The organism is Nonomuraea harbinensis (assembly GCF_019396385.1).
Classification (GTDB): domain Bacteria; phylum Actinomycetota; class Actinomycetes; order Streptosporangiales; family Streptosporangiaceae; genus Nonomuraea; species Nonomuraea ferruginea.
In genome coordinates this window covers 91,667-118,454 of record NZ_JAHKRN010000027.1, presented here as the reverse complement: position 1 = coordinate 118,454, position 26,788 = coordinate 91,667, and the positions used below count along the sequence as shown (strand labels likewise).

The window sequence follows — 26,788 nt, the reverse complement described above, 5'->3', positions numbered from 1 at the left end:
CGCCGCACCGTCACGTGAAAATTTCACGTGACGGTGCGGCCGGCCCGTGGATCAGGCGATCTCGATGTGGTCCAGCTCCGCCCAGCGCGTCCGGTGCTGCAGGCGCAGGGTGTTCCAGCCGGCGTTCAGCGTGAGCGGGGCCCTGACCTGCGTCCAGTTGTCCCAGCCGCGGTCGGGGTAGTCCAGGGTGAACCGCGTGGTCCCGTTGACCGTCACCAGGTGCTGCGCGTCGCCGTAGCCGGCCGCGTAGGCGACGTGCGCGGTGTAGGCCCCGGCGACCGGCGCGAACACCCGGACGTCGACCCAGCTGTCCGCATGGTCGATCTTGGCCACGACGGCTCCCTGGGACGCCCCGGCCGCGCCGGTGCGGACGGTGGCGCGGTTGAGCGTGCCGCGCTCGGCCTCGTACCGTACGCGGCTGCCGCGCACGACCGGATAGTCGCCGGCCCAGCCCAGCGCCGCCGTGTACAGGTGGCGGGCGTCGCCCACCCAGCCGTGGAAGAAGGCGCGGTCGCCGAGCACGTCGGTCCCGCCGGGTCCCTGTACGGCTCCGTCGAAGGTGGCGGTCGTCATCAGCGGCCGGTACGCCTTGGTGTAGCGCCCGGTGAGCGACGGGGACACGGCGTAGCCGGTGAAGTAGGTGTTGCCGATGTAGGAGCCGCCCGAGTAGAAGAGCACGTACTGGGAGGGCCGCTTGACGAGCACGGGCGCCTCGATGACGCCGGCCTCCTCGGGCCTGTCGTCGCGGATGAGCTCGGTGCGGCCGCCGACGAAGGTGACGCCGTCGGCCGCGACCTGCTGCAGCCACAGGATGGTGGGCCGGCCGACGGCGTTGCCGTCGTTCTTGTACAGCAGATACCGCTTGCCGTCGGTGTCGACGAAGCTGGACGGGTCGATGTCGCCGCCCTCGTCCGCGTCGCAGACGAGCGGCGAGCCGCCGGCCGGCTGGAAGGGGCCGAGCGGGTTCGCCGAGGTCGCGGCGCCGACGCACATGCGCCCGGTGGCGGTGCTCGGGCCGGTGAAGTACATCAGGTAGCGGCCGTCGGGGAGACGGGAGACGTCCGGCGCCCAGAACCCGCCGTCGCCCGCCCAGGACGGCTTGGCCGGCAGCGCGTCCCCGCGCACGGTCCACGGGCCGGTGGCGGACGGGGCGCTGGCGGCCGGGATGCGGCCGGGCCTGCTGCTGGTGGAGTACGCGTAGAAGGTGGAGCCGACCTGGATGACGTCCGGATCGGGGAAGTCGGCGCGGATCACGGGCGTCGGGGCCACGGTGGCCGCCGCCGCACCGGCCGTGGGGAGACAGACTGTGGCCGCGGTGAACGCCAGGAAGAGCCGGCCGAGGAGCCGCATGAGGACCTCCGATCATCCGTAATCAGGTCAGGTCCCCAGTGAAGTCCCCGGCCGAGGTGTCCGACAGGGGTTCGGACGCACTCGGACAGACTCGGCCTCCCGCCGCGCTACGTCTCGGTCAGGAAGCTGCGGATGGCGGGGACGAACCGCTCGTGGGCGTCCTCCAGGAGGTAGTGGCCGGCTCGACGGCAGACCTCGACCCTGGCGTGGGGCAGGCGGCGCCGCCACTCGGCCAGCATGGCGGGGTCGAAGACCGGGTCGCGCAGCCCCCAGCCGACGAAGGCCGGCAGCCCGGCGAACCGGTCGAGCCGCCGGCCGGTGCCTTCGAGGAGCGGCCACGCCCGGTCGCCCGGCCGCAGCGGGATGTCATGCACGAACCGCTGGACGGCCACCCGGTGCTCGGGCCGGTCGTACGGGGCGAGGAATGCGGCGCGCACGTCGGCGGGCATGCGGCGGCGAACGCCGAGCGGACGCCAGGTCGCGCCGCGGGCGAACAGGTTGTGCCGCAAGAACAGCCGCGCGCCGAGCCGGGTGCGGCGCAGCACCCACAGCGGCGCCCGCAGTGGAAGGCGGACCCGCTCGCCGTGCGGGCTGGGGAAGGCCGCCGTGTTGAGGACGACGAGCCGGGCGACGCGCCCGGGGTGGCGGCAGGCCCACGCCATGCCGATCGGCCCGCCCCAGTCGTGCATGACGAGCGTCCAGCCCCGCTCGGGGGCGCCCCGGTGGGCGATCAGGTGTCCGACCAGCGCGTCGAGGTCGTCGACGCGCGAGGCGAAGGTGTGGTCGTACTCCCGGGCGGCCGGCTTGTCGGACAGTCCCATGCCGATGTGGTCCGGAGCGACGCAGCGGAACCGGTCACGCAGGGCCAGGATCGGCCGCCGCCACAGGTAGCTCCAGGACGGGTTGCCGTGCACGAACAGCACCGGGGCACCCGTCCCCTCGTCCACGTAGTGCTGGCGCAGCCCGCCGGGGTGGGCGTGCCAGCGGGAGGTGAACGGGTAGCCGGGGAAACGCGTCACGGGGACTCCGAGAGGTGGGCGGTCAGGCGGGCGAGCCCTTCGGCCATGCTCACGCGTGGCCGGTAGCCGAGGTCGCGGCGGGCCGCGGAGATGTCGAACCAGTGCGCCGTGGACGCCTGCTCCACCAGGAACCGGGTCAGGGGCGGCTCCCAGCCGCCCTGCGCGGCCAGCCGTTCCAGCATCCCGGCCGCCGCCATCGCCGGTCCGGCGGGCAGCCGACGCCGCACCGGAGGCTGCCCGGCCGCCGCGAGCAGCGCGTTCACCCAGACGCCGAAACCGCACGGCTCGCCCTGGGTGATGAAGTACGCCCGCCCGCACAGCGGCGACCCGGGCCGCAGCCGGTCGAGGGCCAGCACGCAGGCGTCGGCCGCGTTGTCGACGTAGACGGTGTCGATGGTCTTGTCCGCCCTGCCCAGCAGCCACAGCCGGTGCCGGTTCGCCACGAACCGGGGCAGGAAGTGCGGATCGCCCGGCCCCCAGATGAGGTGCGGGCGCAGCGCGACGGACGGCGCCGGCCCGGCCAGCACGAGCCGTTCGGCCGCCGCCTTGGTGCGCGGGTAGGGCGCGGTGAACCGGGTGGCGTACGGGACGGACTCGTCCACGCCGTCCAGGTCGCGCCCGTTGTGCACGACGCTCGGCGACGACACGTGGACCAGCCGTGCCCCGGCTGCCGCGCAGGCGTCCACCACGTTGCGCGTCCCGTGCACGTTGACCTCGGCGAAGTCCCGGGACGCGCCGTGCGCCCCGGCCTTGGCGGCGCAGTGGACCACGGCCTCGCACCCGTCGACGGCGGCGCGGACGGCCGCCGGGTCGCGGATGTCGGCCAGGTACTGGGTGACGCCCAGCGCGTCCAGTTCGAGACGCGGGCGGCGGTGCAGCGCGCGCACGGTGTCGCCGCGCGCGACCAGGCGGCGGCACACGGCACGGCCGAGGAACCCGCCGCCCCCGGTGACCAGGACGTTCACCGGCTGCCTCCGCGCGACCGCCGGGCCGCCCAGGCGGCGAGCACGTCCCGGCGGATCTTGCTGTTGTGCCGGGCGTCCACCGGGAAGCGGCGGTGGAACAGCACCTCGCGCAGGCCCGCCGTGCGCGGGTGCCGCGCGGCCTCCGCGAGGATCCCGGCCCGTACGAGGTCGCGCCGGAAGCCCGGCTCGGGCTCCACCACGAGGACGGGGCGTGGGCCGGCGCCCACCAGGGCGACGCGGCGCGCACCCGGCACTCCGGCCAGGAGTGTCTCGACGTGGTCGGTGTAGAGGTCGCCGTCCGGGGCGCGGACGCGTTCGGACTTGCGGCCCGCGAACCACAGCCGGCCGTGCTCGTCCAGCCGGCCCAGGTCGCCCATACGGTGCCAGACCCGGTCGCCGTCCGGGATCCTGGCCAGGGCGGTGGCCCTCGGGTCCTCCAGGTACGGATCGCTGACGGCGGGGGAGGAGACGACGAACTCCCCGACGGTGCCGGGCGGCACCGTCAGGTTCCCGGCCCATCGGGCGATCGGCCCGTCGGTGACGCCGATGACGCGGACCTCGACCCCGGGCAGGGGCGGGCCCAGGCATGTCCCGGCCCCCCGGTGTGCGGCGTGCGCCGCGACCAGTTCGGCGCCCTCGATCGCGGCCACCGGCAGGCACTCGGTCGCCCCGTACACCGACAGCACCCGGGCCGCGCCGGGGACGCAGGCGCGGACGCGGTCCAGCGTCGGCAGCGGCAGCGGCGCCCCGGCGACCGCCACCGTCTCCAGCGAGTCCAGCACCAGGCCGCGGGCCACGCAGTGCCGGGCCAGCCGGTCCAGCAGGGCGGGCGCGGCGAACAGGGTGGACACCCGGTACCGGCGGATGTCCGCGGCCAGTGCCGCGGGGTCGAACCGCAGCGGGCGCCGCGGGTCCAGATCGGGCAGCACGGCTGTCGCGCCCAGCGCCGCCGCCCCCAGCGCGAAAGGGATGAACGTCGACAGCACGGGCGCGCCGGCCCGGATGAGCTCCAGCCCGGCCAGCAGGTCGAGCTGCGCCGTCAGGTGCCGGTGCCGCAACGGCACCCCCTTCGGCGGCCCCGTCGAACCGGAGGTGTACGCGATCAGCGCCAGATCACCGGGCTCGGGCGCCGGCAGACCCGGCACCGCGCCACGGGCGGTCGTTCGCGGGGCCGGTGTGGGTCCGGGGGTGGCGGCTCGCGGGTCCGGTGTCAGGTCGCGGGCGGCGGTTCGCAGGGCGTCGAGGGTCGATCCCGGCCAGAAGCGGCGGGGTCCGACTGTGATGACGACGCGGCTGGTGCGCCGGGCCCAGCCCAGGGCCAGCCGGGCCGCCTGGGCGAGCGGCACCCCGATGAACGCCTCCGGCGCGGCCCGCTCCAGGCACCGCCGGACGGCCGCGTACGGCAGTCCCGGATCGACCATGACCGGCACCGCCCCCAGCCGCAGCAGCGAGAGCACCAGCACGCCGAGCTCCACGCCCGGACGCACCAGCAGCACCGTCCGCATGCCGGGCCGCACCCCGCCGAGCGCCAGCGCGGCCGCCGTCTCCTCCACCGATCGCGCCATCTCCCCGTAACTGGCCGAGCGCGGCGCCCGCCCGCCGACCTGGCAGGCGAGGGTGTCCGGCCGGTCGGCGGCCCAGCGTTCGGCCCGGGTGACCAGCTCGCTCACCGGCACCGGGGTCACCACCGCACCACGACGGTGCCGGCGCTGAACCCGCTCGCCAGGCCGACGAACGCGACCAGGTCGCCGCGCCGCACCCGTCCGGCGGCGACCGCCTGGGCGAGCTGGACCGGTATCGTCGCCGCCACCAGGTTGCCGTGCTGGACGATGGTGACGACGACCTTCTCCGGCGGGATCCCGACGTGGGCGCAGAACTTCCACAGCGCGGGCAGCGACGCCTGGTGCACGCACACGACGGCGAAGTCGTCCCAGGTGAGGCCGAGGTCGGCGAGCGGATCGGAGAAGACGGCGTGGTCGGTCGCCTCGATGCCGCGTATCAGTCCGATGGCGTCGACGGTGAGCGGGCGGATGACCGGCCAGTCGGTCGCCGGGTCGGACGTCAGGTTCCGCAGCGCCACGGTGGCGGCGTCCCACCCGTGGGACTGGGCGGCGAACCGATGACCGAGCACCCCCGGCTCCGCCGCGGCCTCCAGCAGCAGCGCGGCCCCGGCGTCCGACACCGTGTAGGCGGCGGCGACCGTCATGAACTCGTCGGCGCCGGAGAGCGTCCACGGCATGAACGCGGTCGGCAGCTCGCCGCAGCAGATCAGCACCCGCCGGTGCCGGCCGGTGACGATCAGCGCCTCCGCCACCTGGATCGCGTTCAGCACGCTGTTGCAGGCGTTGCGCACGTCGAACACCGGGCAGCCGGCGCCCAGCTTCGCCGCCACGACGTGCGCGGTCGCGGGCTCGACGAGGTCGATGGTCACCCCCGCGTAGACGAGCAGGTCGAGGTCGCGGGCGTGCAGGTCCTGCTCGTCCAGCAGCGCGCGGGCGGCGTGCGCGGCCAGGTCCGACGGTTTCTCCCCTGGCGGGGCGACGTGCCTGCGGCGGACGCCGCTGCCGTTGTGGATCACTCCCCGGGGCAGGACCAGCCCGGGGTTGCGGGCGGCGAGCCGGTCCTCCACCTCCGCGGTGGTCATCGTGGTCTCGGGCAGGTGGGCGGCCACACCGGCCACCCGGGCGTGCACGGAAGCCATGGCGGTCTCCTCAGGAAGCCGGACGCGTGGAGTGCAGCCCCAGGTGGAGGAGCACCGTACGGGCGATGTCGGTGACGGTCCCGGCGCTGCGGATCAGCTCCATCGGCGGGATGTCCACCCCGAACGCGTGCCGCATGGACAGCAGCAGCTGCGTGGCCATGAGCGAGTCCAGGCCGTACTCGTCCAACCGCCGGTCGGGGGCGATGTCTGCGGCCGGGACGAGCAGGACCGCGGACAGCAGGCCGGTGATCTGCTCGACGACGTGCTCGTGCGCCTCGTCGCCGGTCATCGTGGCCAGCTCCGACAGCAGGTCGCCGGTGTCGGGGGCCTGATCGGCGCCGGGCGGCAGCACCGCCGACAGCCACGGCCGTCGCAGGCCGGGGAGCGTCTGCCGCAGCCTGGCCCAGTCGCAGCGGCCCACCACGGCCACGTCGGCCCCGTCGGCCAGCATGGCGTCCACGGCGGCGAGCGCCACGGCGGGGTCCACCGAGTCGATGCCGAACCGCTTCAGCGCCTCGGCCTGCGTGCCGTGCGCCAGCACGCCGGTGCCGGCGAGCGCGCCCAGGCAGACCGCGAGCGCGGGCAGGCCCCGGGCCCGCCGCCGTCGCGCCAGCGCCTCCAGGAACAGGTTCGCCGACACGTACGGCGACTGCCCGATGTTGCCGATCGTCGTCAGCGACGAGTACAGCACGAACGCCTCCAGCGGCAGGTCCGCGGTGAGCTGGTCCAGCACCAGCGCGCCCGCGACCTTGGGGCGCAGGACCGCCCGGATCCGGTCGTCGGAGAGATCGGCCAGCGCCGCGTCGTCGAGATGCATGGCGGCGTGCACGACGCCGCGCACGGGGTGGCCGGAAGCGTCCAGTTCGCGCAGGATGTCCCGCATGGCGTCGCGGTCGGCCACGTCGGCCGCGTGCGCGGTGGCCGCCGCGCCGAGGCCGCGCAGCTCCTCCAGCAGCGTGTCCGCGCCCGGGGTGTCCGCGCCGCGGCGGCTGACGAGCGCCAGCCGCCGCACCCCGCCCCGCGCCAGGTGCCGCGCCGTCTCCGCGCCGAACCCGCTCAGCCCGCCCGTGATCAGGTACGTGCCCGCAGCCGGACGCCGGGTGGGCAGGGACCGCACCGTGACAGGGTCACCGAGGGAGACGACGACCTTGCCGATGTGCCGGGAGTGCCGCATCAGGGCGAACGCGTCGGCCACCCGCTCGGCCGGGAACACCGTGTGCGGCAGCGGGCGCTGGTCGTGCACGTGCTGGAACGCGGCCGTCATCTGCTCGGCCATCAGCGCCGGGTCCTTCCACATGAGGGTGCCCACGTCCACGCCGAAGAACGCGATGTTGTCGCCGAACGGCCGCAGCGCCACGTGCCTGCTCTCGTAGATGTCGCGCTTGCCCAGCTCGACGAACCTGCCGCCGTGCCGCAGGCACTCCAGGCCGCGGCTGATGGCCTCCCCGGCCAGGGAGTTGAGCACGACGTCCACGCCGCGGCCCCCGGTCAGCTCCCTGACCTGCTCGCCGAAGCGCAGGCTGCGCGAGTCCAGCACGTGCGCGGCGCCCAGCGCCCGCAGCAGGTCGCGCTTGGCCTCGCTGCCCGCCGTGGCGATCACCCGCGCGCCGGCGTGCCTGGCGTACTCCAGCGCGGCCAGGCCGACCCCGCCCGCGCCGCCGTGCACCAGCAGCGTCTCGCCGGGCCGGAGCCGCGCGCACCCGTGCAGCGAGTGGTAGGCGGTCGAGAACGCCATCGGCAGCGTGGCCGCCGCGGCGAAGGTGAGACTGTCGGGGATCCGGACGGCCGTCCACTCCTCGGCCACCGCGTGGCTGCCGAACCCCACCGGGCCCGCGGCCATCACCCGGTCGCCGGGCCTCAGCCGGACGACGCCCGGCCCCACGGCGGTGACGGTGCCGGCGCACTCCAGGCCCAGCTCGTGGCCGCCGAAGACCGCCTCGACCGCTTCCGACGGGAGCAGGCCGACCGTGAACATGACGTCGCGGTAGTTCAGCCCGATCGCCCGTACCTCGATCAGCACCTGGCCCGGCCCGGGCTCCGGGATCTCAGCCTGTTCCCAGCAGAGCTCGTACGACAGCCCCGGGTCACGCACCGCCAGCCGGTACGCGCCCCGGCGGCCGGCGGGGACGGACGGCGGCGCCGACCTCACCAGACGCGGCGTGAACCGGCCCCGGCGAGTGAGGAGGATCTCGTCGTCCTCCCCGGCCGACACCAGCTCCGCCACCAGCCGCGCCGCGTCGCGCCGGACGTCGCCACTACGGTGCAGGCACACCCGCCGGGCGTCCAACTGGGGCTGCTCGTTCCCGAGCGACCGCACCGTCCCCCAGGTGGCGGCATCCTCGGGGTGGATGGTCTGTAGGGGGTCGGCGGCGTTCTCGGGGTACGCGGGGTCGGCGGTCTTCACCGGGTTGGTGTTTCCGGCGTAGACGTCGTCGGCTGGTCCCGGCTCCGGGAGCGCGCCGCATGGGCGGGTCACCAGCCACAGCCTCACCTGGACGTGGTGCGGCAGTTGCTCGCAGGCCAGGGCGATCGCGCGGAGCGCCGCGGCCCGGCGGGTGATCCGTTCGACGGCGTCCTCCGGGCCTGTGCCGCCGAGGACGACCGCGAACGTGACCATGTTCGCCGACAAGGCCCCGGCCGCCCACGCGGCGGGATCATCGGCGAGAGGCGCCACATTCGCCCGCCCACCCCGCTCCCGCAGCAACGAAGCGAGCTCGACGGCGAGCGGATCCCCGTCGTCCTCCGCAGCGACGACCCACACGCCGTCCGCACTGCCGCCGGCGATCCTCTCCGCCATGTGGTCGGGGGGAGAGGTGGCGAGGAGTACGGAGAAGTCGCCCGCTTCAGGGTCCTGTTCAGGGCCGGTCTGGATGATGTCGGCGTATCCGGCTTCCGCCAGCAGCTCCGGCCACCGCTGGGCGGACGGCAGCGCGTCGGGGCCCCAGAGTTCCGGTGTCAGCCCCAGGAAGGGCAGCAGCGGTCCGGCCCGGTGCGGTCCCGCGACGAGCAGTTTGCCGCCCGGGGCGAGGAGCCGTCCCAGCCCGCGGAGGGCGCAGGGCAGGTCACGCGCGAGATGCAGGCACCCGGCCGCCACCACGAAGTCGAACCCGCCGGCCGGCCACCCCTGCCCGACCGGGTCGGCGTCCAGGTCGAGCAGGCCGAACTCGGCGACGTCCACCCCGGACAGCCGCTGCCGCAACCGGGCCAGCACCGGCTCGGCCACGTCGGTCACCGTGTAGCGAACCCGGTCGACCGGCAGGATCGGCAGCAACGTCACCGTGGTGCCGCCCGTCCCCGCGCCCACCTCCAGGATCCGCAGCGGCCGGTCGGCCGGCCACCCCTTGACGACCTGCTCCACCAGCGCCCGCGCGAGCCGGTTCGCGAACAGGCTCGCCGGCCCCACGTCGTGGTACTGGTCCAGCAGCTCCCCGGCCCCGTCCGCGCCGAGCACGTCGCCGGCCGCGACCTCCCCGGCCAGCACCTCGCGCAGCCGCAGCCCGGCCCGCACCGCCAGCGCCGTCTGCGCGGGGAACGCCGCCCCCGCCACGGCCAGCCGCCGCAGTTCGGTCGTGACCGGTGCGGGCGGGGCCAGGCGCACCTCCCGCTCGCCGCGGCGTTCCAGCACGCCGTGCCGTTCCAGCAGCGGCAGCGCCGCCCGGACCAGCGCACGGTGGTGCGGCTCCCGGCAGGCGGCGGCCAGATCGTCGACGGTCAGCTCGCCACCGCCGGTCAAGGCCGCCAGCGCCGCGCCGAGCGTACGGGCGAACGTCTCTTCCAGCTTGGCCGCGTACTCCGGGTAGCGCAGCTCACGCCAGGCCGAGCGCACCTCGTCCAGCCGCGCGGAAGCCACCGCGAGTATGCCCGCCGGATCGGGCCCCGGCCAGGCGTCCGCCGGCTCCCCGGGCCGGGGCGCCGCCCGTAGTTCGACGTGGTAGCGCTCGGTCCGCGTGGCGTGCAGGCCGGGCGTCCTGCGCAGCCTGACCCCCTCCATCTCGGCCGCCACCCGGCCGTCGTCCCCGGTGACCGTGATGTCCCAGCACACCTCCTCGACAGAACTGGAACGTTCCCGTACATGCAGGAAACCTTCCGGAGCCGGTCTGCCCCAGAGCCGGACCGACCCGATCGCGGCAGGCATATAACCCGTGCCGCCCACCAGCGCGTCCACCAGCCACAGCACGCCCGCCTGCAGGGCGCTGTCGAACAGTACGGGATGCGCCTGGTAGCGCTCGTCCCGCTGGTCAGGGCACGTGTACGTGCCCAGCACCTCGCCCGGGGCCCGCCACAACCCCGTCAGCACCCGGAACGCCGGACCCCACACCATGCGTCCCTCGGCGGCCCGCGCGTAGTAGGCGGGCACGTCCACGGGCTCGGCGACGCGGGCGCGCAGCTCCGCCAGGTCGAGCGGCGCCGGGGCCGGGCGTAGCAGCGGCCGGACCCGCGCCCGGAAGTGCTCGCGCGGATGCTGCCCGCGCCGCGTCGTGCTCGCCACCGTGATCGTGCCCGTCTCGGCGGACAGCGACGTCTGCGCGCAGACCGGCTCCGCGCCCGGCCCCGGCACCACCAGCGCGCGGGTGATGCTCACCCGGTCGACCTCGATCGCCTCGCCGGCGTCCGGGATCGCCTGCCGGCCCGCCGCCAGCGCCATCTCCACGTAGCCGGTCGCGGGCATCACGGCGGCCCCGCCCGCCCGGTGGTCGGTCACCCAGGGCACCCGGACCTGGTCGATCTCCCCGTACCAGGAAGGGTCGAGCGCGGGCAGCCGCTGGCCCAGCAACGGGTGCGTGATCTCGGGGTCGCCGATCGTGCGCACCCAGGTCAGCGGGCCGCCCAGCCAGTGCCGCTGCCGCTGCCACGGATACGCGGGCAGCGACCGTACGAGGCCCGGCCGCGGGAAGTAGCGGTCCCAGTCGACGTCACCCCCGGCCGCGACGACCGCCGCCACCGCCGAGCCGACGGCGGCGCTCGCGGCGGTCTCCTCCACAGCGGCACGCCGCACGGTTGGCACCTCGGCGCCTGTCGCGGCGGTCTCCTCCACAGCGGCACGCCGCAGCGTCGGCACCACGGCGGCGCGGATGCGGGCGGCGGCCGCGACGCGGCGCAGGTACGACTGCAGCACCGGGTGCGGGCCCACCTCCACCAGCACGTCGAACCCGTCGGCGAGCACCCGCTCGACCGCCGCCGAGAAGCGCACGGGCCGCCTTACGTTGCGCCACCAGTACGTCGCGTCGAGCTCCTCGCCGGTCAGCGGCTCGCCGGTCACGGTCGACACCATGGGGATCCGCGTCCGCGACGGCCGCAGGTCGGCCAGCGCCGCGCGGAGCGGCTCGCGAGCCCCGTCCATGGCCGCGCTGTGGAACGGATAGTCCACGTCCAGCTCGCGGAAGAACACCTCGCGTGCCGCCAGATCCCCGCCCAGCCTTCCGAGCGCCGCCCCTGGCCCCGCGACCGTGACGTCGCGGTCGGAGTTGACCGCGGCCACCTCCACCCCGGGGTAACCGGCCAGGAGCTGCCGGGCCTCGGCCTCGGGCAGCCCGACCGCCGCCATCCGGCCCTGCCCACGCGTCGCGGCCTGCGCCAGACCGCGCTCGGCGATCACCTGCGCGGCCTGGGCGGGCGAGAGCGCCTTGGCGACGTACGCGGCGGCCACCTCGCCGACACTGTGACCGAGCACCGCCCCCGCCCGCACGCCCGCCGCCTCCAGCATCCCGGCGAGCCCGGCCTGGACGGCGAAGAGCAGCGGCTGGGCCCGCTCGGTCGCCGACAGCCGCCACCGGTCCGGGGGCAGCGTCAGCTCCTCCAGCACCGACCAGCTCAGCCGGGTCGCCAGCTCGTCGTCCACGGCCTCGACGGCCTTACGGAAGGCAGGATCACTCAGCAGGCCGGCGCCCATCCCGGCCCACTGCGAGCCGTTGCCGCAGAACACCAGCGCCACCCGGCCCCGCTCCACCGCCTCCCCGATCACCGGCGACGAACCGTACAGACCGGACAGGCTGCCCGCCGCCTCCGCCGCGGACGCGGCGAGCACCACGGCGCGGTGCCGGTGCAGGCCGCGCCGCCGGGTGGCGGTGTAGGCCACGTCGTAGAAGTCACCCTCGTCCACCGACGCCAGGTGCTCGGCCGCCCGCGCGACGGCCTCCGGCAGCGCGCCCGCGGCCCGGGCCGACACGACGACAGGCACCGGCGCGGCCCCCTCCGGCCGCGCCGGCGCCGCTCGGAGGGGCGGCGCGGCCACCGCCACATGCACGTTCGCGCCCCCGAACCCGAACGAGTTCACCCCGACCACCGCCCGGCCGCCCGTCTCGGGCAGCGGGCGCGGCCGGGTGACGACGCTCAGCCCGAGCCCGTCGAAGTCGATGGCCGGGTTGAGCGTCGAGGCGTGCAGCGACGCCGGGATCGTCCCGTGCCGCAGCACCAGCAGCGCCTTGAACAGCCCCGGCATGCCCGAGGCCGGCTCCAGGTGCCCCAGGTTCGTCTTGACCGAGCCGATCGGCAGCGGGCCGCCCGACCGCGCCGTGCCCAGCGCCCGCCCCAGCGCCCCGCACTCGGCCGGGTCGCCCGCCTGGGTGCCGGTGCCGTGCGCCTCCACGTACGCGACCTCGTCCGAGCTGATCCCGGCCTCCCGGTACACCTGCCGCAGCAGTGCCTCCTGCGCCTCGGTACGGGGCAGCGCCAGCCCCATCGTGCGGCCGTCGTTGTTGGCGGCGGCGCCCACGATGACACCGTGGATCCGGTCGCCGTCGGCGAGCGCCTCCTCCAGCCGTTTGAGCACGACCACGCCACCGCCCTCCGACCGGACGAACCCGTCGGCGTCGGCCGAGAACGCCCGGCACCGCCCGGTCGGCGACAGCATCGACGCCTGGCTGAACCCGACGAACCCGGTCGGGCTCAGCAGCACGTTCACGCCCCCGGCCAGCGCCGTCCGCGTGGAGCCGTCGACCAGCGCCCGGCAGGCGCGCTCCACCGCCTGCAGCGCCGACGAGCAGGCGGTGTCGATGCTCATGCTCGGCCCGCGCAGGTCGAAGGCGTACGAGAGCCGGTTGGCCGCGATCGACAACGCGCTGCCCGACATCGAGTAGGGGCCGATCCCGCCGGGCTCCAGCGCCTGCAGCACCCCGTACGAAGGATCGGAGACGCCGACGAACACCCCCGTGTCGGTCCCCGCCAGGCGTGCCGGGGCGATGCCGGCGTCGTCGAGCGCCTCTGCGGCCATCTCCAGGAGCAGCCGCTGCTGCGGGTCCATCGAGGCCGCCTCCTTGGGCGAGATCCCGAAGTAGGCGGCGTCGAAGCCGGTGAGGTCGTCGAGGAAGCCGCCCGCCCGCGTGTAGCTGCGGTCGGGGCGCGGGAGGGACTCGTCGACGTACCGCTCGGCCTCGAACCGGTCCGGCGGCACGGTGCCGACCAGGTCGTCACCGCGCAGCAGGGCCTGCCACAGTCCGTCGAGGTCGCGGATGCCGCCGGGAAGCCGGCAGCCCACGCCCACGATCGCCACCGCTCGCCCCGGCCATGTCCGCTCGTTCCCGCCTGCGCTCATATGCCACCTTTCCTGTTCGTCGGCGACACCCATGGCATCACAGCCGTACGTGGTCGAACAGCGACTGTTCGTGTTCCTTGCTGGTAAGCGTCATGCCTCCTGTTAAGGGATGGTGTGGTGCGCCGCGGAAACGTAAGGAATGTTGCCGAGAGTAGTCAACATTATGCAAAGAGTCCCTATACTGGGCCCGCCGGTTCACTCGTTCCGGCTTCCCCGTCCCGCGCCCGAGCGAAGGTGAGCGCCATGTCAGCCGAGACGCGGCTCGGCCGCACGCGGTGGCGGCGCTTCGCCGCGGTGCTCGTCCCCGCGCTGGCGGCGGCCGCGATCCTCGTCGGCGTGACCGGCGAAGGGGGCGTCGCGGCGTCGTTCGCGCTGTCCGGCGAGCGGTTCAAGATCTCGGCCGACCGGCTCGTGGGCAAGGGATTCGCCCAGTACGGAGACGTGACGTCGACCGCCGAGGGGCGGCGTCCGGTCCTCGTCTCGGTGATCGGCCGGGCGCGGATCACCGGCCTGTGCCAGTCGGCGCTCGTACGCACTCCAGTCGGCCCGGTCACGTTCCTGGTCAGGGCGGGCGACGGAGAGCGGCCCGTGGAGGCCGCGAACCTCGTCATCGACCTCCACCAGCTCTCCGGCGACGTCACGTTCGGCGACATCGAGATCGGCCGCGACGCCGCCACCCTCGACGCCCCCGCCGGTCTGGGCGGCCGTCCGGGCGACATCGGCCAGCAGGCGGCCACCGTGCGCATCACCGGCCTGCGGCAGACCGCCTACGCCGTCAACGCCGGCACCTTCCGGCTCAACGGGCTGCGGCTCAGCTTCGAGCCCGGCGACCACGAGTGCTTCTGACCATGCCTGACACCCGATTCCGCCGGTGGCGGCGTACCCGTCCCTTCTGGGGCGGGCTGTGGGTGGCCGCCGGTGGGGCCGTCATCCTGCTGGCGCCGCTCGCGCCGCTCCCGCTCCTGGTCCGGCAGGGGGTCGCCGGGATCTCCGGCTATCTGGCGGGGCTGCTCCTCGTCGCGGCCGGCCTGCTGAGCTGGTGGCAGCACGGGCAGCGGGTGTTCCTCGGGGTCGCCGCCATCGCGCTGTCACTGGGCTCATTCGTCACGTCCAACCTCGGCGGTCTCGGCCTCGGCATGCTCGCCGGGCTCACGGGTGGCGCGCTCCTGTGCGCCTGGAGCCCCGACGGCCGCCCCGTCCGCCGGCGGGAGGAACCGCTGCGCGCGATCGCGGCCGTCCCGGTGGCTCTCGTTCTCGCCCTGCCGGCCCCCCACCTCTCCGGGCCCGCCGATTCCGGGCTCGAAGCCGCGCGGCTCACCCTGTGGGGCGGCCGGTTCGAAGGAGTGGTGAGCCGGCCCGCCGGCCCCCGTCTCAAGCTGTCCATGTCCGCCGTCGAGATCGAGGACGGCCTGCACCGGACGCGTGGTTCCGATGCGGCCGTCCACCAGCGGTTCTCCCGGCTGCGGCTGTCGGGCGGTGTCGTCATGTACGTGACCCGGCTGCGTGCCCGGGTCGGCGGCGTCGCCCTCACGTTCACTCCCGAGCTGCCGCCGCCCGCGCTGCCGCTGCCGTCCATGACCGTCACGGACGTCGAGGCCGACCGGCTCCTCGTCCGTGCGGCCCGCGCCCGGATCGAAGGGTTGACGCAGCGGGTCAGCTGACTCCGGCCGCCGTCTTCTCGGGCCTGTCCTCCAGGGCGGGACTGTCGGCGAGCTTGAGCCACACCACCCCGGCGATGATCACGGCCAGCCAGAAGGCGCGCGCCGGGGTCAGCACCTCGTCGAAGAACACCGGGCCCAGGAGTGCCGCGCCGACGGCCCCGATGCCGGCCCACACGGCGTAGCCGATGCCGACGTCGACGCCCTTCAGGGCGACGCTGAGGCAGAACAGGGTGAGAAGGAAGAACACGACGGCGACGACCGACCAGCCCGGACGGGTGAAGCCTTCGCTGCCGTTCACGGTGAGGGCGTAGCCGACCTCGAACACTCCTGCCAGGAGCAGGACGAGCCAGGAGACGGTCTTGCTGGGTGTCATGGGAGAAGTCCTTCCGGGTGTGGTGTTGATGGGACGCGCGGAGGTCATGCGCCACCGCTGAGCTGCAGGCCGATGACACCGGCGATGACGACGACGATGCCCAGGAGCTTCTTCCAGGTCAGCTGCTGGCCGAGCAGCAGCGCGCCGACGATGACGATCCCGACCCCGGCGATCGACGTCCACAGGGCGTAGCCGACGCCGACGTCGAAGGTCAGCAGCGCGAGGCTGAGGAAGAACGTGGCGATCCCGCCGGTGACGAGCGTGGCGACGGTCCACCACAGGTCGGTGAATCCCTTCGCGTTGCTCGCGCTGATCGCGACCGCGATCTCGAAGACGATGGCGATCGCCAGATAGAGCCAGCTCATGATGTTCCTTATCTCTCTGCATGTACATACATATTTGTACGCGTGCGCATCTCACCGCGCCGGGCGCCCTCACTCATGGGGTAACGACGTCCGCGATCTGCCGGAGCGCGGTGCCGAGCAGGCGGACGTCCACGTGGGGCGCCTCCGCCGACGCGCTGGCCAGGAGTTCGCCGATGCGCTCGTCATAGGACGCCCGCACCTCACGCGCGAGCGCCTCGCCTTCCGGGGTGAGGACGGCGTAGACCCCGCGGCCGTCGTCGGCGCAGACGTCGCGCCGCGCGACGCCCTTGCTCTCCAGTCGGCTGACCAGCCGGGTGGCCGAGCTCTGGTTCAGGCCGATCTTCTGCGCGAGATCGTTGACCCGCAGTTCCTTGTCCGGTGCCTGGGTGAGATGGGCCAGCGCCCGGTACTCGGTCAGCCCGATCCGATGCACATCCACGAGCCACTTGCCCAGAGCCGTGTCGATCGCGGACGTGAACGCCGCGACCTGGGACCACTGCGACCCGAGGCCATCTATCTGCATGTGCATGCACTTACCGTAGCGCGACACCTGGCGCCGGCGCAAGCCGCGTGTCCCCGGTGCGAGCTACCGGCGGATGTCCACCGAGCGGTGACGATTCCGGGGCCGTCGGTTCCCTAGCGTTGCGGTGTCGCCACCGCCGCGCCTGGAGGAGGCGTGGGCCGCCGGACAGCGCGAGTGGCTCGCGCTGTCCGGCGACAGCAAGCTGAGCACGGCCGAGAAGAGCGGGCACCACATCTATGTCGACCGGCCCGATGTCGCCGTGCGGGCGGTCGAGCGCGTCACCTCGCAGGCCGCACGGTGAACCGTCTACGGGTGCTCGTCCGTCCAGCCCGTCTCCAGGATGGTGTGGGTGCTCCACACCGTCCCCGGCTCCAGCCCGGCCTGCAGGCCGCCCGGCTTGACGACCACGCTCTCGCGCGCCAGCGCGCGGCCGGCCTTCTCGTCGATGATCAGCCGCACCTGCAGCACGCCCTTGGCGGTGTCGCCGGGCTTGCGCTGCGAGATGTCCGCGATCGCGATCGCGGTGCCCGGGCGCCCGGCGGCGTCGGTGACCCGGCCCAGTGAGGTGACCGACGGCAGGTCCGCCAGCATCCGGAAGGCCGCCGCGAGCACCTCCGGGCTCACCGGCATGTCGGTGATCAGCCCTTCAGTCACCCGGAACAGCCAGGCGTCCTCAGCCATCGGAGCGTCGGACTCGGTGTCCTTGCCCTCGTAGAAACGGAGCAGGTCCGCCTTGAGCGCCGCCGGATCGGCCGGCAGGCTCCGCAAGTCTGACATGGTGACGTTGCGGCCGAGCCAGAAGATCTCCTGGGCCCGCGCGTGACGGATGTGCGGCTGCTCCGCGCTCTCCTTGATCGGGATCCGCTTGCGGCCCGCGAAGGTCAGCTCTCGCGGCGAACCCGCCTTCTCCCAGGCGGCCCGGTCGGCGTCGGTCGCGGGCTTGACGGCCAGGGTGCGGCTGGAGCCCCACTGTTCCTCCGCGCCCACCCAGCTCTCGCTCTCCTGCTCTATGGAGATCACGAAGCCCTCGTTGACCGGATGGAGGCCGCGGGAGCGGCTGGAGACGTGCCAATAGTCGCCGGCTTCGGCGGGCCGGCGCTCCGCGCTGGTCGCGGCCACGAGCAGCACCTCCCTCGCCGACAGCGTAACCGGTTCCGCCGCGACGTCCGGTGCTCCCGGAGACACGACCGGGGCCGAACCGACGGCCAGCGCGACCGCGGTCACGGCGGCCGCCGCCGCGCTCGCCAGGCCCAGGCCCCAGGTCAGCGCCTTCCTGCCGCGGCGCGGCACCTGCGTGGGCTGGGCGAAGGCGTGGACCAGCTCGGCCTGCCGGGTCCGTGGGTCGACCGGCCCGCCGGTCAGGTGGGCCGGTCGGGCGGCACGCAGCTCTTCCATCGGGTTCACGACAACTCCTCGACGAGCCGGGGCTGGGACAGCATGAGGGATTCGAGCTCGGCACGCAGGCGTTTCCTCGCCCGGTGCAGCCGGACCCGGAAGGCGGGCACCGAGCAGCCGAGCACCTTGGCGGCGTCCTTCGGACTCAGGCCCTGCCAGGCGACGAGGACGAGGATCTCGCGTTCGTCCTGGCTGAGCCTGGCCATGGCCTTGAGCACGCCCAGGCGCTCGGCCACGTGGTCGGCCACGTCGGCGGTGATCCACGCGCGCATCTCGCGCTGGATCCCCTCACGCCTGGCCTCGGCCCTGATGGTGTCGCGGAGCACGTTGCGCGCCACACCCAGCAGCCATGGCAGGGCGTTCCGCGGCATCTGGTCGAACTTGCGCCAGGCGATGGCGAACGTCTCGCTCACCACCTCGTCGGCCACCTGCCGGCCGGCGCGGCTGACCACGTAGGCCCAGACGCGTTGTCGGCACTCGTCGTAGATGGTGGTGAAGCGCTCTCGATCGCTCGTCACCGCCCCAACCCCTCACGTGTCCCGGAACTGTTCACAGGAGGAAGTGGTCCGAGACCATCAGAAATTACAGATCCCGTCAGATCCGGCCCCTGCCGCTCGGCGAGCAGGGCGCCTTGGACGCGTGACAGTGGTTCGCAAGGAGGCCAGGGTGAGATATGGGACATCTCGACAGGCCTGAAGCGGAGTATCGGTGCATCAAAGCATGACATGTCCGGACTGTGGGGCGACGCTGTCCGCGTCCCGGGAGCCGGTGCCCAGGTGCCCGAGGTGCGGGCTGCCCCTTCAGGGACCCGCCGCGTACGAGCTCTGGCAGGTGGACCAGGCGCTCGCCGGGCTGAAGGACCAGCAGGCCCGGCTGCGTGCTCGTCGGACGGACCTGCTCGGTATCCTGCGCGCGGGCGGCGGTGCCGGTGCCGGTGCCGGCGCGGGTGCGGCGGGTCAGGGCCCCGGGAGCGTGGTGCCGCCGCCGTTCGCCGGTCCGCTGGCGCCGTACCCGGCGGCGGGTTACGCGGCCGCGGGGGCCGGCGCCACGCCGCGGGAGGTCTCGCAGGCTGCCGCGAAGAACGTCCTGCTCATCCTCGGCGGCCTGCTGCTGACGGTGGCGGCGGTGGTGTTCACCGTGGTGAGCTGGGGGTGGCTGGGCATCGGCGGGCGCGCGGCCGTGCTGGCCGCGTTCACGGCGCTGGTCATGTTCGCGCCGGTCGTGCTGATCCGGCGCGGGCTCACCGCGACGGCCGAGACCGTGGCCGGGTTCGCGGTCGCGCTGCTGCTGCTCGACGGCTACGCGGCCAGGCAGGCGGGATTCCTCGGGGCCGGCGCCCTCGACGCGCTGCACTACACGGCGGGGGTGCTCGGGGTCACCGCGCTCATCCTGGTGGCCTACGCCCGGGTCACCCGGCTCCGCGGACCCGGCCCGGTCGCCGTGATGCTGGCGCAGCCGGTCCTGGCGCTGCTGACCGGGACCCTGCCGGGGACCTGGCTGGTCGCCGCGCTGGTGGCCACCGCGGCGCTGGACGCGGCCCTGGTCCGTCACAGTCAGGGAGCGGTGCGGGTGACGGCCGCCCTGGCCGGCGGCGGGGTCGCCGCGCTCGCCCTGCTGGGCGGCACGCCGTACGCGCTGGGGGCCCCGTCCGTCGGTGAGGCCCTGGTGAGGGTGGCGCCGCTGGTGGCGCTGGCTCTGCTCGGCGGGTTCGCGACCTGGCTGCTGGCCAGGCAGGGCAAGGTCGAGGGGGAGACCTGGGCCGCCGTGGTCGCCGCCGGGACCGCGTTCACGCTGATCGCCGTGGTGGCCGCGCCCGCGCAGGCGGCGCTGGCCGGTCCGGGCGCGGGCTGGCGCTCCCTGGCCTATCTCGTGCCGGCGCTCGCGGTGGTGCTCGCCGCCACGTGGCTGCCCTGGCGGAGGGTACGGCTCGCGGGCATGACCACCGGTTGGCTGGTGGCGTTGCTGGTCACGCTGACGCTGCTGCCCCGGCTCGTGGTCACCCTGGGGTCGCCGCTCCCGTGGCTGGACGTGTTCTGGACGGGCACGTGGGGCGGACCGCAGTGGCAGCCGTTCGCGACGGTGTCGCCCGCGGACGTGGTGGTGCTGGGCACGGTGGCCGCCGCCCTCCTGGTGACGGCCGTGCGCGCGCGGCCGGTGCGCGGCGCTGCTGAAGAGCCGGCGCGGTCTCATGGTGCGGTGCCCGGGACTTCTGAAGAGCCGGCGCGGTCTCATGGCACCGCTGCGCGGGTCGCGGGGTGTGGGGCGCTGGTGGTCGGGGCGCTCATGGTCGCCGTCGCGCCTCAGGCCTTCGCGATGGCCTACCCGGCCGTGGTGGCGGTCCAGGTGGCGCTGGCCGTCGCGCTGGCGGTCGCCGCCACGCTGGGCCGGGCGACGTGGTGGGCCGGGGCGTGTGCGCTCGTCGCCGGGGCGGCCTCGACGCGGGCGGCGGCGTACGCGTTCGGCAGCGAGCCGGCGACGCTGATCGTGCTGCCTGTCCTGGCGTCGGCGGCCGCCGTCATGGCGCTGGCGGGCAGGACGAAGGAGCTCCGGGTCTGGGCGCCGGCCTTCGCCGCGCTGTTCCTCGGGCTGGAGGCGGTGGCGGCGGGGCTCTCGCTGGGCGTGCGCGTCCTGGTCGCGGCGAGCATGGGATTCGCCGTGGCCGGTGTGCTGGCGCTGCTCTGGTCGCTGCGGGCGGGCCAGAGAGGCGCGCGCGGTCTCAGGTACACCGGCGCCGTCCTGCTGTTGCTGGCCTCGTGGCTGCGGCTGGGGGCGGACGAGGTCACCGTGGTCGAGGCGTACACGGTGCCGTGCTCGCTGGTCCTGCTGGGGTCCGGCTGGTGGCGGCGGCGTGGCGCACCGGCCGGGTCCTGGGCGGCGTACGGCGCGGGCCTCTCCTTCACGATGCTGCCCAGCCTGGTCGCGGTCTACGCGGACGCCGAATGGCGGCGCTCGCTGGGCCTCGGCGTGGTGGCGCTGGTGGTGCTGGTCGCCGGGGCCAGGTTCCGGCTGCAGGCGCCCACGGTGATCGGAGCCGTCGTGCTCGCCGGTGTCGCGGTGCGGGAGCTGGCACCGTACGTGTCGGAGATGCTCCTCGTGGTGCCGCGCTGGGCGCCGATCGCCGTGGGCGGGCTGTTGCTCGTGGTGGTCGGGGCGACGTACGAGGCCCGCATGCGGGACCTGCGTAAGCTGCGTGACACCTTGACGGCGATGGACTGACCGGAAACGGCCTACCCGTGCCGCTTGGTGAACGGCAGGACGAGCCGGGACGGGTGGGCCGCGTCGCGGTAGATCTTGTGCGTGACGGGACGGCCCACCGGCAGGTGGAAGGCGTCCGGCGGCAGCAGCGCGTTGTGCGCGTCGGCCAGCGGTTCGTCGTTGGACAGCTCCACCAGCAGCCGGTGGCCGGGGCGGAACGTCGCCGCGAACGGGTAGAGCCGCAGGACGTACTCCTCGATCTCGCCGGGCTTCACGGGCACGGCGCGGGTGTGCGGGTGGTACGGGTTGCCCTCGGTGGTCCGGTCGTCCAGCTCCCGGTGCGACGCCTTGAGGAAACCCGTGGTGATCAGCTGCCGGCCGCCGTCCGGGGCGACGTCCCACAGCCGCATGATGAAGTTCGTGTCATCCTGGTCGATCTCGGCGAACAGGTGCGCCGCGCCGGTGCCGATGAGCTCCACGGGCTCCTCGAACGGCTCGGTGCTCCAGCTGACGATCTCCACCTTGTCGGTCACCGTGAGGGGCGCCTGGTAGAAGCCGTCCGGGGCGGCGTGCTCGGCGCCCATCAGCTCGGGCTCGGGGGAGAGCTTGTGGCGCGGGCGCAGGTAGAGCGGCCTGTAGTCGATCTCCTTCGGCGGCCACTGCGCCGCGGTGACCACCTCGCGCGAGCCCTCCACGAAGACGCTGACGGCGGGTTCGTCCATGATGCCGTTGTCGATGCCCTTGAGCCAGTAGTCGTACCAGCGGAACATCTTGTCGTGCTCCTCGATCCAGGGGCGCGACTGCATCGGCGGGTAGGAGCCGATGTCGAGCTTCTTGGGGCCCTTCAGCACGTCGAACAGCTCGATGTGGCCGTCGACGGTCCAGCCGCGTCCCTGGTCGATCTGCAGGTAGACCGGGATGTCGATGTTCTCGGCCAGCTTGACGGGGTTGCGCTCCTCGTACCACTCGCCGTCGAGGTCGTTCATCACGATGTCGAACCAGAACTCGCGGTTCCTCGGGTACCTCAGCACGTGCACGAGGTTCGGCCACGCGGCGACGTCCGGGTCCCGCAGGCGCTCGTCCACGAGCTTCCTGAGCTCCTCGGGGGAGTGGACCTCCTGCATGCGGGACCGTACGTCGGTGTGGGCGATGCCGGAGTCGCCGCCGCGTCCCTCGCGGGCGGCCCTGGGCATGAACCACATGATGCCGCCGTGGTAGGTGGTCTCGTAGAAGTCGAAGTGGCCGCCGCTGACGAAGATCGCCTTCAGGTGCGGCGGGCGCTCGGCCGCGGCGTACACCTGCATCGACCCGAAGTACGAGATGCCGATCATGCCGACGTTCCCGTCGCACCACGGCTGCGCGGCGACCCATTCGACGACGTCGTACAGGTCCTGGCCCTGGGGGACGCCGCCGGCGTTGTAGTTGCCGATCATCACGCCGCCGGAGTCGCCGGTGCCGCGCATGTCGCCGATGACGTGGACGTAGTCCTCCTTGACGACGCGCGCGATGTCGCCGGCCTCGATGCAACCGTCCCACATCGGGCTGGGGCGGCGCTGCGGCGGTGTGGTGAGCGCGAGGGCCTGCAGCTCCTTGCCGTAGGCGCTCATCGCGATCAGGGCAGGGCGCGGCCGGTCCTCCGTGCCGTGGTAGGCGTCCGCGGCGAGGGTGACCCCGTCGCGCATCGGCACCCGCAGGTCCTTGCGTACGGCGATCGCCTGCCCGCCTGCGTGGATCGTCTGGAAGTCAGCCATGAGATGTCCTAGTCCTGGTCGAAGTGCGTGCGGTAGCCGTGCATCGACGTGAAGAACGGCGACGGCTCCAGCGCCGGGTCGCCGGTGTAGCCGAGGCTCTCGGCGACGGGCGCGAACGGCGAGTACGGCGAGTCCGTCTCCCGCGGGCCGTCCAGGAGGCAGCGGCGGGCCGCCTCACCCACCCGCGCCTCGATGTCCAGGCTCTGCTGGAGCGCCTCGCGGGCCTGCCCCGCGTCGAGCTCGACGCCGTACGGGGTGCCGTCCGCGCGCCGGTACGGGTGACCGAGGTAGAGGTGGCGCGGCCGGATCTCGTCGCGCAGGAAGCGCAGGCTCTCGCGGTACGCGGCCGGGTCCGTGAAGCCGGGGAAGCCGTTGGCGGCCCCGTGGACCTGGACGGCGTCGCCGACGAACACCCGGCCGCCGACGTCGTAGGCCACCGATCCGGGCGTGTGGCCGGGGATCGCGTGGACGGAGACGGTGACGTCGCCGCCGAGCGAGAGGGTCTCGCCGCCCTGGACCAGCACGTGCGGCTCCAGTTCGCCGGAGATGACCGCGTCGGCGGCGGCCGTCACCTTGGCCTCGCCCTCCGGGTCGTTCAGGTAGCGGCCCCGGCCCCGGAGGTACTCGTCCACGTGCGCCCGGCGCGAGCGCAGCATCGGGGCGTCGGCCTCGTGGATGACCACCCGCGCGCGGCGGCCGGTCAGCTCCCACAGGGCGTGGGCGCCGCCGACGTGGTCGATGTGCCCGTGGGTCAGCAGGATCCAGCGCACGTCCTCGATGCGCCGCCCGATGGCGGCCAGCGCGGGTGCCATGCCCTCTGCGGGCGAGGAGGCGATCCCGGTGTCGACGACGGCCGGCTCGGGCGCGTCGAGGAAGAAGCTGTACAGCCCGAACCGGCCCCACGGCGAGACCAGGGGATGGACGTTCATGACGTGCCTCTCAGGAAGGCGGCCGTCTCCTCGAAGACCCGGTGGTACTCCGGGATCCAGGAGAAGTGCTGGACGAACCCGTGGCCGGCGCCCGGATATCGGCTCACCGTCGCCGCCACGCCTGCCTCCTTGAGCCGCCGGCCGTAGAGCTCGCCCTCGTCGCGCATCGGGTCGTACTCCGCGGTCACGATCAGCGCGGGCGGCAGCCCGGTGAGGTCGGCCCGCTTGATCGGCGAGACCCGCGGATCGGCGGGGTCGGCGCCGCTGTCGAGGTAGAAGGCGTTGAACGGCTTCAGCCCCGCCGTCTCCAGGCCGTAGCCGACGGCGTTCTCGCGCAGCGAGGCGTAGCGGTCCACGTCGAAGTCGAGATCGAGCGACGGGTAGAACAGCACCTGGTGGGTGATCCGGTCGAAGCCGTCGTCGCGCGCCAGACCGGCGACCGCGGCGGCGAACGTGCCGCCTGAGCTGTCACCGGCGACGGCCAGCGTCGCGCCCTCCCGGCCGAGGTTCCCGGCCGCCCAGCGGACCGCGGCGTAGCAGTCGTCGAGCCCGGCGGGGAAGACGTGCTCGGGCGCTCGCCGGTAGCCGACGGAGACGACCTTGAGCCCGGTCTCCTTCGCCAGCGACCTTGCGACGTGGTCGTGGGTGTCCAGGCTGCCGAGGAAGAACGCGCCGCCGTGGAAATAGACGAGCAGGCCGTACGCGTCCGCCTCGTGCGGTGTGTAGACCCGCACCGGGACCTGTCCAGCGGTGACGTCCTCGACGGAGTGGAGCGGCAGCCGGTCGGCCACGGGCGGGACCTGGGCCTCCTCGGCGGCGCGCATCGCCGCAGGGTCCAGCGGGCCGGGAGGAGGCGCCGGCAGGCCGGCGAGGACGCGGGCGATGTCAGGGTGCAGTGGCATGTCAGACCTTCGGGATGTTCCGGGACGTGGGCGCTACGACGTGGGCGTCTGGGACGAGGGCTTCTGGCCGGGGAAGACGTCGCTGATCTCGTCCTCGGTCCAGCCCTGGCGCGAGATCCGCTGCAGCTCGTCGGTCACCGGCTTGCGGGCGGCCTGGTAGCTCGCCAGCGCCTCCTTGACGGAGCCGGCCTCCTTGAGCGCGTCGGCGAGGGCGCCGGCGTCCAGGATCGCCGAGTTGGCGCCCTGACCCTGGTGGTGCAGCATCGAGTGGGCCGCGTCGCCCACGAGCACGACGGAGCCGGAGTGCCACGTGTCGACCGGGTCGATGTCGTAGACCGCGCGGCAGTTGACGGCGTCCATGTCGAGGCCGCGGGTGATGTTCACGATCCGCTCGTCGAAGCCCTCGACACACTTCAGCAGGTCGTCCTTGGTGACCTTGGGCGCCCAGGTGCTGTCGGGGCACAGGGCGGTGATGTCGAACGAGACCTGGTCGCGGTGGCGCAGCGGCAGGAAGTAGACCTTCGTGCCCCGGCCGATGTACATCCGGAAGTTGTCGTCGACGGCCATCCCGTGGGCGTCGCCGACGGGGATCACGACGCGGTAGGCGTGCTCGCCGGAGAACACCGGCCGGTTGTCGCCGAACAGCCGCGCGCGTACGACCGACTTGATGCCGTCGGCGCCCACCACCAGGTCGGCGGTGGCCGACGCGCCGTTGGCGAAGGTCAGCGTCGCCCTGTCGCCCTCGTCCTGGATGCCCTCCAGCTTGTGGCCGAGGTGGACCATGCCCTCGGGGAGCACGCCCAGGAGGGCCTCGATGAAGTCGCAGCGGTGGATCAGCCGGGTCTTCTCGCCGAAGGTGTCGATCTCCGGCCAGGCCTCCTTGATGATCGGCTCGGCGGTGGCGGTGAGGATCTCGAAGTAGTCGCTCGGCGAGCTCACCTTCGCGATCGCGTCGAAGATGCCCCACTGTCGGAACCGGTCCATGGTGGACGGCCGCAGGCCGATGCCGGCGCCGACCTCGTGGATCCGGCTCGCCTGCTCGTAGACGTCGACGGTGGCGCCGAGGAGGCTCAGAGCCTTGGCCGCGGCGGCGCCGGCGTACCCCGCGCCGACGACGGCGATCTTCAGGTTCTTCAGGTCTGAGGGCTGCATGCTTGTGGTCCTTGTCAGTTCTGGATCGTCAGGAAGTCGGCGGGGTTGTCGACGAAGATGGTGGTGATCGTGGCCTCGTCGAGGCCGGCGGCACGCAGGTCCGGGATGAGGTCCTCGAAGATGTAGTTGACCGTGTGGCCCTTCACGCCCGGCCAGCCCAGCGGGCTGCAGTTGGCGTCGGCCGAGGCGAGCACCTTGCCGAGGTGCCCCTGACCGATGAAGCGCAGGAAGTGGTCCAGCCGCTCCTTGCGCGGACGGGCCCAGAAGGGCGGGTCCTCCAGCTCGGTCTCGTAGCCGAAGGTGTCGAACCCGATCCGGCCGCCCTGCTCCGCGATCCAGGTGTCACGGGTCTTGCCGGCGTTCACCCCGTCGTCGACGTGCCCGAACAGGACGCGGTCGAGCGGGAGGCCCTCCTCGGTGAAGATGGCGATGGCGTTCTCGGCGTCGATCGCCAGGTGGGTCAGGATGGGCACGCCGGTGGCCAGGGCCGCGCGGGCGGCGGCGCGGTAGATGCGCTTGTCCAGGTCCGTCATGCGGCCGCCGCGGCTCACGCCGACCTTGATGACGCCGGCGCGGCCGCCGGTGTCGCCGATGCCCACGGTGATCTCGTGGACGAAGTGCTCGGTCAGGTAGCCGACGCTCGCCCGGGCGAAGAACGGCAGCGCGGTGTCGCCGCCGACGAAGCCGGTGCTCGCCACGATGTGCACGCCGGTCTTGGCCGACAGCGACCTGTAGTAGTCGACGTCGCGGCCGTTGCAGATGCCGGTCGCGTCGACGAAGGTGCCGCCGCCGTACTCATGGAACCGGCGCAGCTTCGGGACGGTCTCCTCGTATCGCCGCTCGGGGGTCTTCCACCACTTCGTGTCCAGTTCGGAGCCCGGCATGCCGTACCCGATGTGCTCGTGGACGGCCACGAGACCGAGTTCCTCGGCCGGGATCGGCCCCAGGACGGTGTTCACTCTCGACACAGAACTCA

20 protein-coding genes are annotated in these 26,788 nt (G+C 73.7%); 4 read left to right on the top strand and 16 right to left on the bottom strand.

What is annotated here, in order from left to right; genetic code table 11:
* Positions 1-51: 51 nt before the first annotated feature.
* From KME79_RS26210 to KME79_RS26185, 6 genes are all read right to left on the bottom strand, one after another.
* Complete coding sequence (locus KME79_RS26210) at positions 52-1,350, bottom strand: family 43 glycosylhydrolase (protein ID WP_219546755.1); 1,299 nt, start codon at positions 1,348-1,350, stop codon at positions 52-54.
* 107 nt (positions 1,351-1,457) lie between these two features.
* Positions 1,458-2,369: an alpha/beta fold hydrolase gene (locus KME79_RS26205; protein ID WP_219546754.1), complete on the bottom strand. Its 912-nt coding sequence runs from the start codon at positions 2,367-2,369 to the stop codon at positions 1,458-1,460.
* Entirely contained in the window at positions 2,366-3,334 is a 969-nt protein-coding gene (locus tag KME79_RS26200) for an NAD-dependent epimerase/dehydratase family protein (protein WP_219546753.1), read from the bottom strand. The genes KME79_RS26205 and KME79_RS26200 overlap by 4 nt, the downstream gene beginning before the upstream one ends.
* Positions 3,331-5,019, bottom strand: a complete 1,689-nt coding sequence (locus tag KME79_RS26195; protein ID WP_219546752.1) for a fatty acid CoA ligase family protein — start codon at positions 5,017-5,019, stop codon at positions 3,331-3,333. The genes KME79_RS26200 and KME79_RS26195 overlap by 4 nt, the downstream gene beginning before the upstream one ends.
* On the bottom strand, positions 5,016-6,035 hold the full coding sequence (locus KME79_RS26190; RefSeq protein ID WP_219546751.1) for a 3-oxoacyl-ACP synthase III family protein: 1,020 nt from the start codon (positions 6,033-6,035) through the stop codon (positions 5,016-5,018). Before KME79_RS26190 ends, KME79_RS26195 begins: the two co-directional genes overlap by 4 nt.
* Positions 6,036-6,045: 10 nt before the next feature.
* Entirely contained in the window at positions 6,046-13,566 is a 7,521-nt protein-coding gene (locus KME79_RS26185) for a type I polyketide synthase (protein WP_219546750.1), read from the bottom strand.
* A gap of 243 nt (positions 13,567-13,809) precedes the next feature.
* Between KME79_RS26185 and KME79_RS26180 the strand changes: the two genes are divergently transcribed.
* Positions 13,810-14,412, top strand: coding sequence for a DUF6230 family protein (locus KME79_RS26180; protein ID WP_219546749.1), 603 nt, complete (start codon positions 13,810-13,812; stop codon positions 14,410-14,412).
* Between the two features lie 2 nt (positions 14,413-14,414).
* Positions 14,415-15,227 (top strand): DUF6114 domain-containing protein, encoded by an 813-nt coding sequence (locus KME79_RS26175; protein ID WP_219546748.1) that lies wholly within the window; start codon positions 14,415-14,417, stop codon positions 15,225-15,227.
* Here KME79_RS26175 and KME79_RS26170 read toward each other — a convergent pair.
* From KME79_RS26170 to KME79_RS26160, 3 genes are all read right to left on the bottom strand, one after another.
* Positions 15,220-15,600: a DMT family transporter gene (locus KME79_RS26170; RefSeq protein ID WP_219546747.1), complete on the bottom strand. Its 381-nt coding sequence runs from the start codon at positions 15,598-15,600 to the stop codon at positions 15,220-15,222. The genes KME79_RS26175 and KME79_RS26170 overlap by 8 nt on opposite strands.
* Positions 15,601-15,644: 44 nt before the next feature.
* Positions 15,645-15,965: a DMT family transporter gene (locus tag KME79_RS26165; protein ID WP_148035246.1), complete on the bottom strand. Its 321-nt coding sequence runs from the start codon at positions 15,963-15,965 to the stop codon at positions 15,645-15,647.
* A gap of 73 nt (positions 15,966-16,038) precedes the next feature.
* A complete protein-coding gene (locus KME79_RS26160) occupies positions 16,039-16,494 on the bottom strand; it encodes a MarR family winged helix-turn-helix transcriptional regulator (protein ID WP_246640452.1) in 456 nt (151 codons plus the stop codon).
* A gap of 118 nt (positions 16,495-16,612) precedes the next feature.
* Here KME79_RS26160 and KME79_RS26155 point away from each other — a divergent pair, with 118 nt between their 5' ends.
* Positions 16,613-16,789, top strand: a complete 177-nt coding sequence (locus KME79_RS26155; protein WP_219546746.1) for a hypothetical protein — start codon at positions 16,613-16,615, stop codon at positions 16,787-16,789.
* A gap of 5 nt (positions 16,790-16,794) precedes the next feature.
* Here the strand turns inward: KME79_RS26155 and KME79_RS26150 are convergent, their stop codons facing one another.
* A complete protein-coding gene (locus KME79_RS26150) occupies positions 16,795-17,883 on the bottom strand; it encodes a CU044_5270 family protein (protein WP_246640472.1) in 1,089 nt (362 codons plus the stop codon).
* 5 nt (positions 17,884-17,888) lie between these two features.
* Entirely contained in the window at positions 17,889-18,401 is a 513-nt protein-coding gene (locus KME79_RS26145) for an RNA polymerase sigma factor (protein ID WP_308249058.1), read from the bottom strand.
* Between the two features lie 250 nt (positions 18,402-18,651).
* On the opposite strand from KME79_RS26145, the gene KME79_RS26140 reads away from it, so the two are divergent.
* Positions 18,652-21,099, top strand: coding sequence for an SCO7613 C-terminal domain-containing membrane protein (locus tag KME79_RS26140; RefSeq protein WP_219546744.1), 2,448 nt, complete (start codon positions 18,652-18,654; stop codon positions 21,097-21,099).
* Positions 21,100-21,110: 11 nt separating this feature from the next.
* Here KME79_RS26140 and KME79_RS26135 read toward each other — a convergent pair whose 3' ends face one another.
* The 5 genes from KME79_RS26135 to KME79_RS26115 are packed head-to-tail and all read right to left on the bottom strand — an operon-like array spanning position 21,111 to position 26,780.
* A complete protein-coding gene (locus KME79_RS26135; RefSeq protein ID WP_219546743.1) occupies positions 21,111-22,829 on the bottom strand; it encodes a CocE/NonD family hydrolase in 1,719 nt (572 codons plus the stop codon).
* 8 nt (positions 22,830-22,837) lie between these two features.
* A complete protein-coding gene (locus KME79_RS26130) occupies positions 22,838-23,758 on the bottom strand; it encodes an MBL fold metallo-hydrolase (RefSeq protein ID WP_219546742.1) in 921 nt (306 codons plus the stop codon).
* The gene (locus tag KME79_RS26125; protein WP_219546741.1) at positions 23,755-24,660 is read right to left on the bottom strand and encodes an alpha/beta hydrolase; all 906 of its coding nucleotides are present in this window, start codon (positions 24,658-24,660) and stop codon (positions 23,755-23,757) included. The genes KME79_RS26130 and KME79_RS26125 overlap by 4 nt, the downstream gene beginning before the upstream one ends.
* A gap of 33 nt (positions 24,661-24,693) precedes the next feature.
* Entirely contained in the window at positions 24,694-25,812 is a 1,119-nt protein-coding gene (locus KME79_RS26120) for an FAD-dependent monooxygenase (RefSeq protein WP_219546740.1), read from the bottom strand.
* Between the two features lie 14 nt (positions 25,813-25,826).
* Positions 25,827-26,780 carry a phosphotriesterase family protein gene (locus KME79_RS26115; protein WP_308249057.1) on the bottom strand — a complete coding sequence of 318 codons (954 nt, stop codon included), beginning with the start codon at positions 26,778-26,780 and terminating at the stop codon, positions 25,827-25,829.
* Positions 26,781-26,788: the final 8 nt, after the last annotated feature.

Bases quoted from the DNA above. Each gene is read 5' to 3' on its own strand.
- KME79_RS26185 (WP_219546750.1), bottom strand. From the start codon at position 13,566: ATGAGCGCAGGCGGGAACGAGCGGACATGGCCGGGGCGAGCGGTGGCG.
- KME79_RS26160 (WP_246640452.1), bottom strand. From the start codon at position 16,494: ATGCACATGCAGATAGATGGCCTCGGGTCGCAGTGGTCCCAGGTCGCG.
- KME79_RS26150 (WP_246640472.1), bottom strand. From the start codon at position 17,883: ATGGAAGAGCTGCGTGCCGCCCGACCGGCCCACCTGACCGGCGGGCCG.
- KME79_RS26210 (WP_219546755.1), bottom strand. From the start codon at position 1,350: ATGCGGCTCCTCGGCCGGCTCTTCCTGGCGTTCACCGCGGCCACAGTC.
- KME79_RS26180 (WP_219546749.1), top strand. From the start codon at position 13,810: ATGTCAGCCGAGACGCGGCTCGGCCGCACGCGGTGGCGGCGCTTCGCC.
- KME79_RS26135 (WP_219546743.1), bottom strand. From the start codon at position 22,829: ATGGCTGACTTCCAGACGATCCACGCAGGCGGGCAGGCGATCGCCGTA.
- KME79_RS26120 (WP_219546740.1), bottom strand. From the start codon at position 25,812: ATGCAGCCCTCAGACCTGAAGAACCTGAAGATCGCCGTCGTCGGCGCG.
- KME79_RS26125 (WP_219546741.1), bottom strand. From the start codon at position 24,660: ATGCCACTGCACCCTGACATCGCCCGCGTCCTCGCCGGCCTGCCGGCG.
- KME79_RS26165 (WP_148035246.1), bottom strand. From the start codon at position 15,965: ATGAGCTGGCTCTATCTGGCGATCGCCATCGTCTTCGAGATCGCGGTC.
- KME79_RS26175 (WP_219546748.1), top strand. From the start codon at position 14,415: ATGCCTGACACCCGATTCCGCCGGTGGCGGCGTACCCGTCCCTTCTGG.
- KME79_RS26190 (WP_219546751.1), bottom strand. From the start codon at position 6,035: ATGGCTTCCGTGCACGCCCGGGTGGCCGGTGTGGCCGCCCACCTGCCC.
- KME79_RS26130 (WP_219546742.1), bottom strand. From the start codon at position 23,758: ATGAACGTCCATCCCCTGGTCTCGCCGTGGGGCCGGTTCGGGCTGTAC.
- KME79_RS26170 (WP_219546747.1), bottom strand. From the start codon at position 15,600: ATGACACCCAGCAAGACCGTCTCCTGGCTCGTCCTGCTCCTGGCAGGA.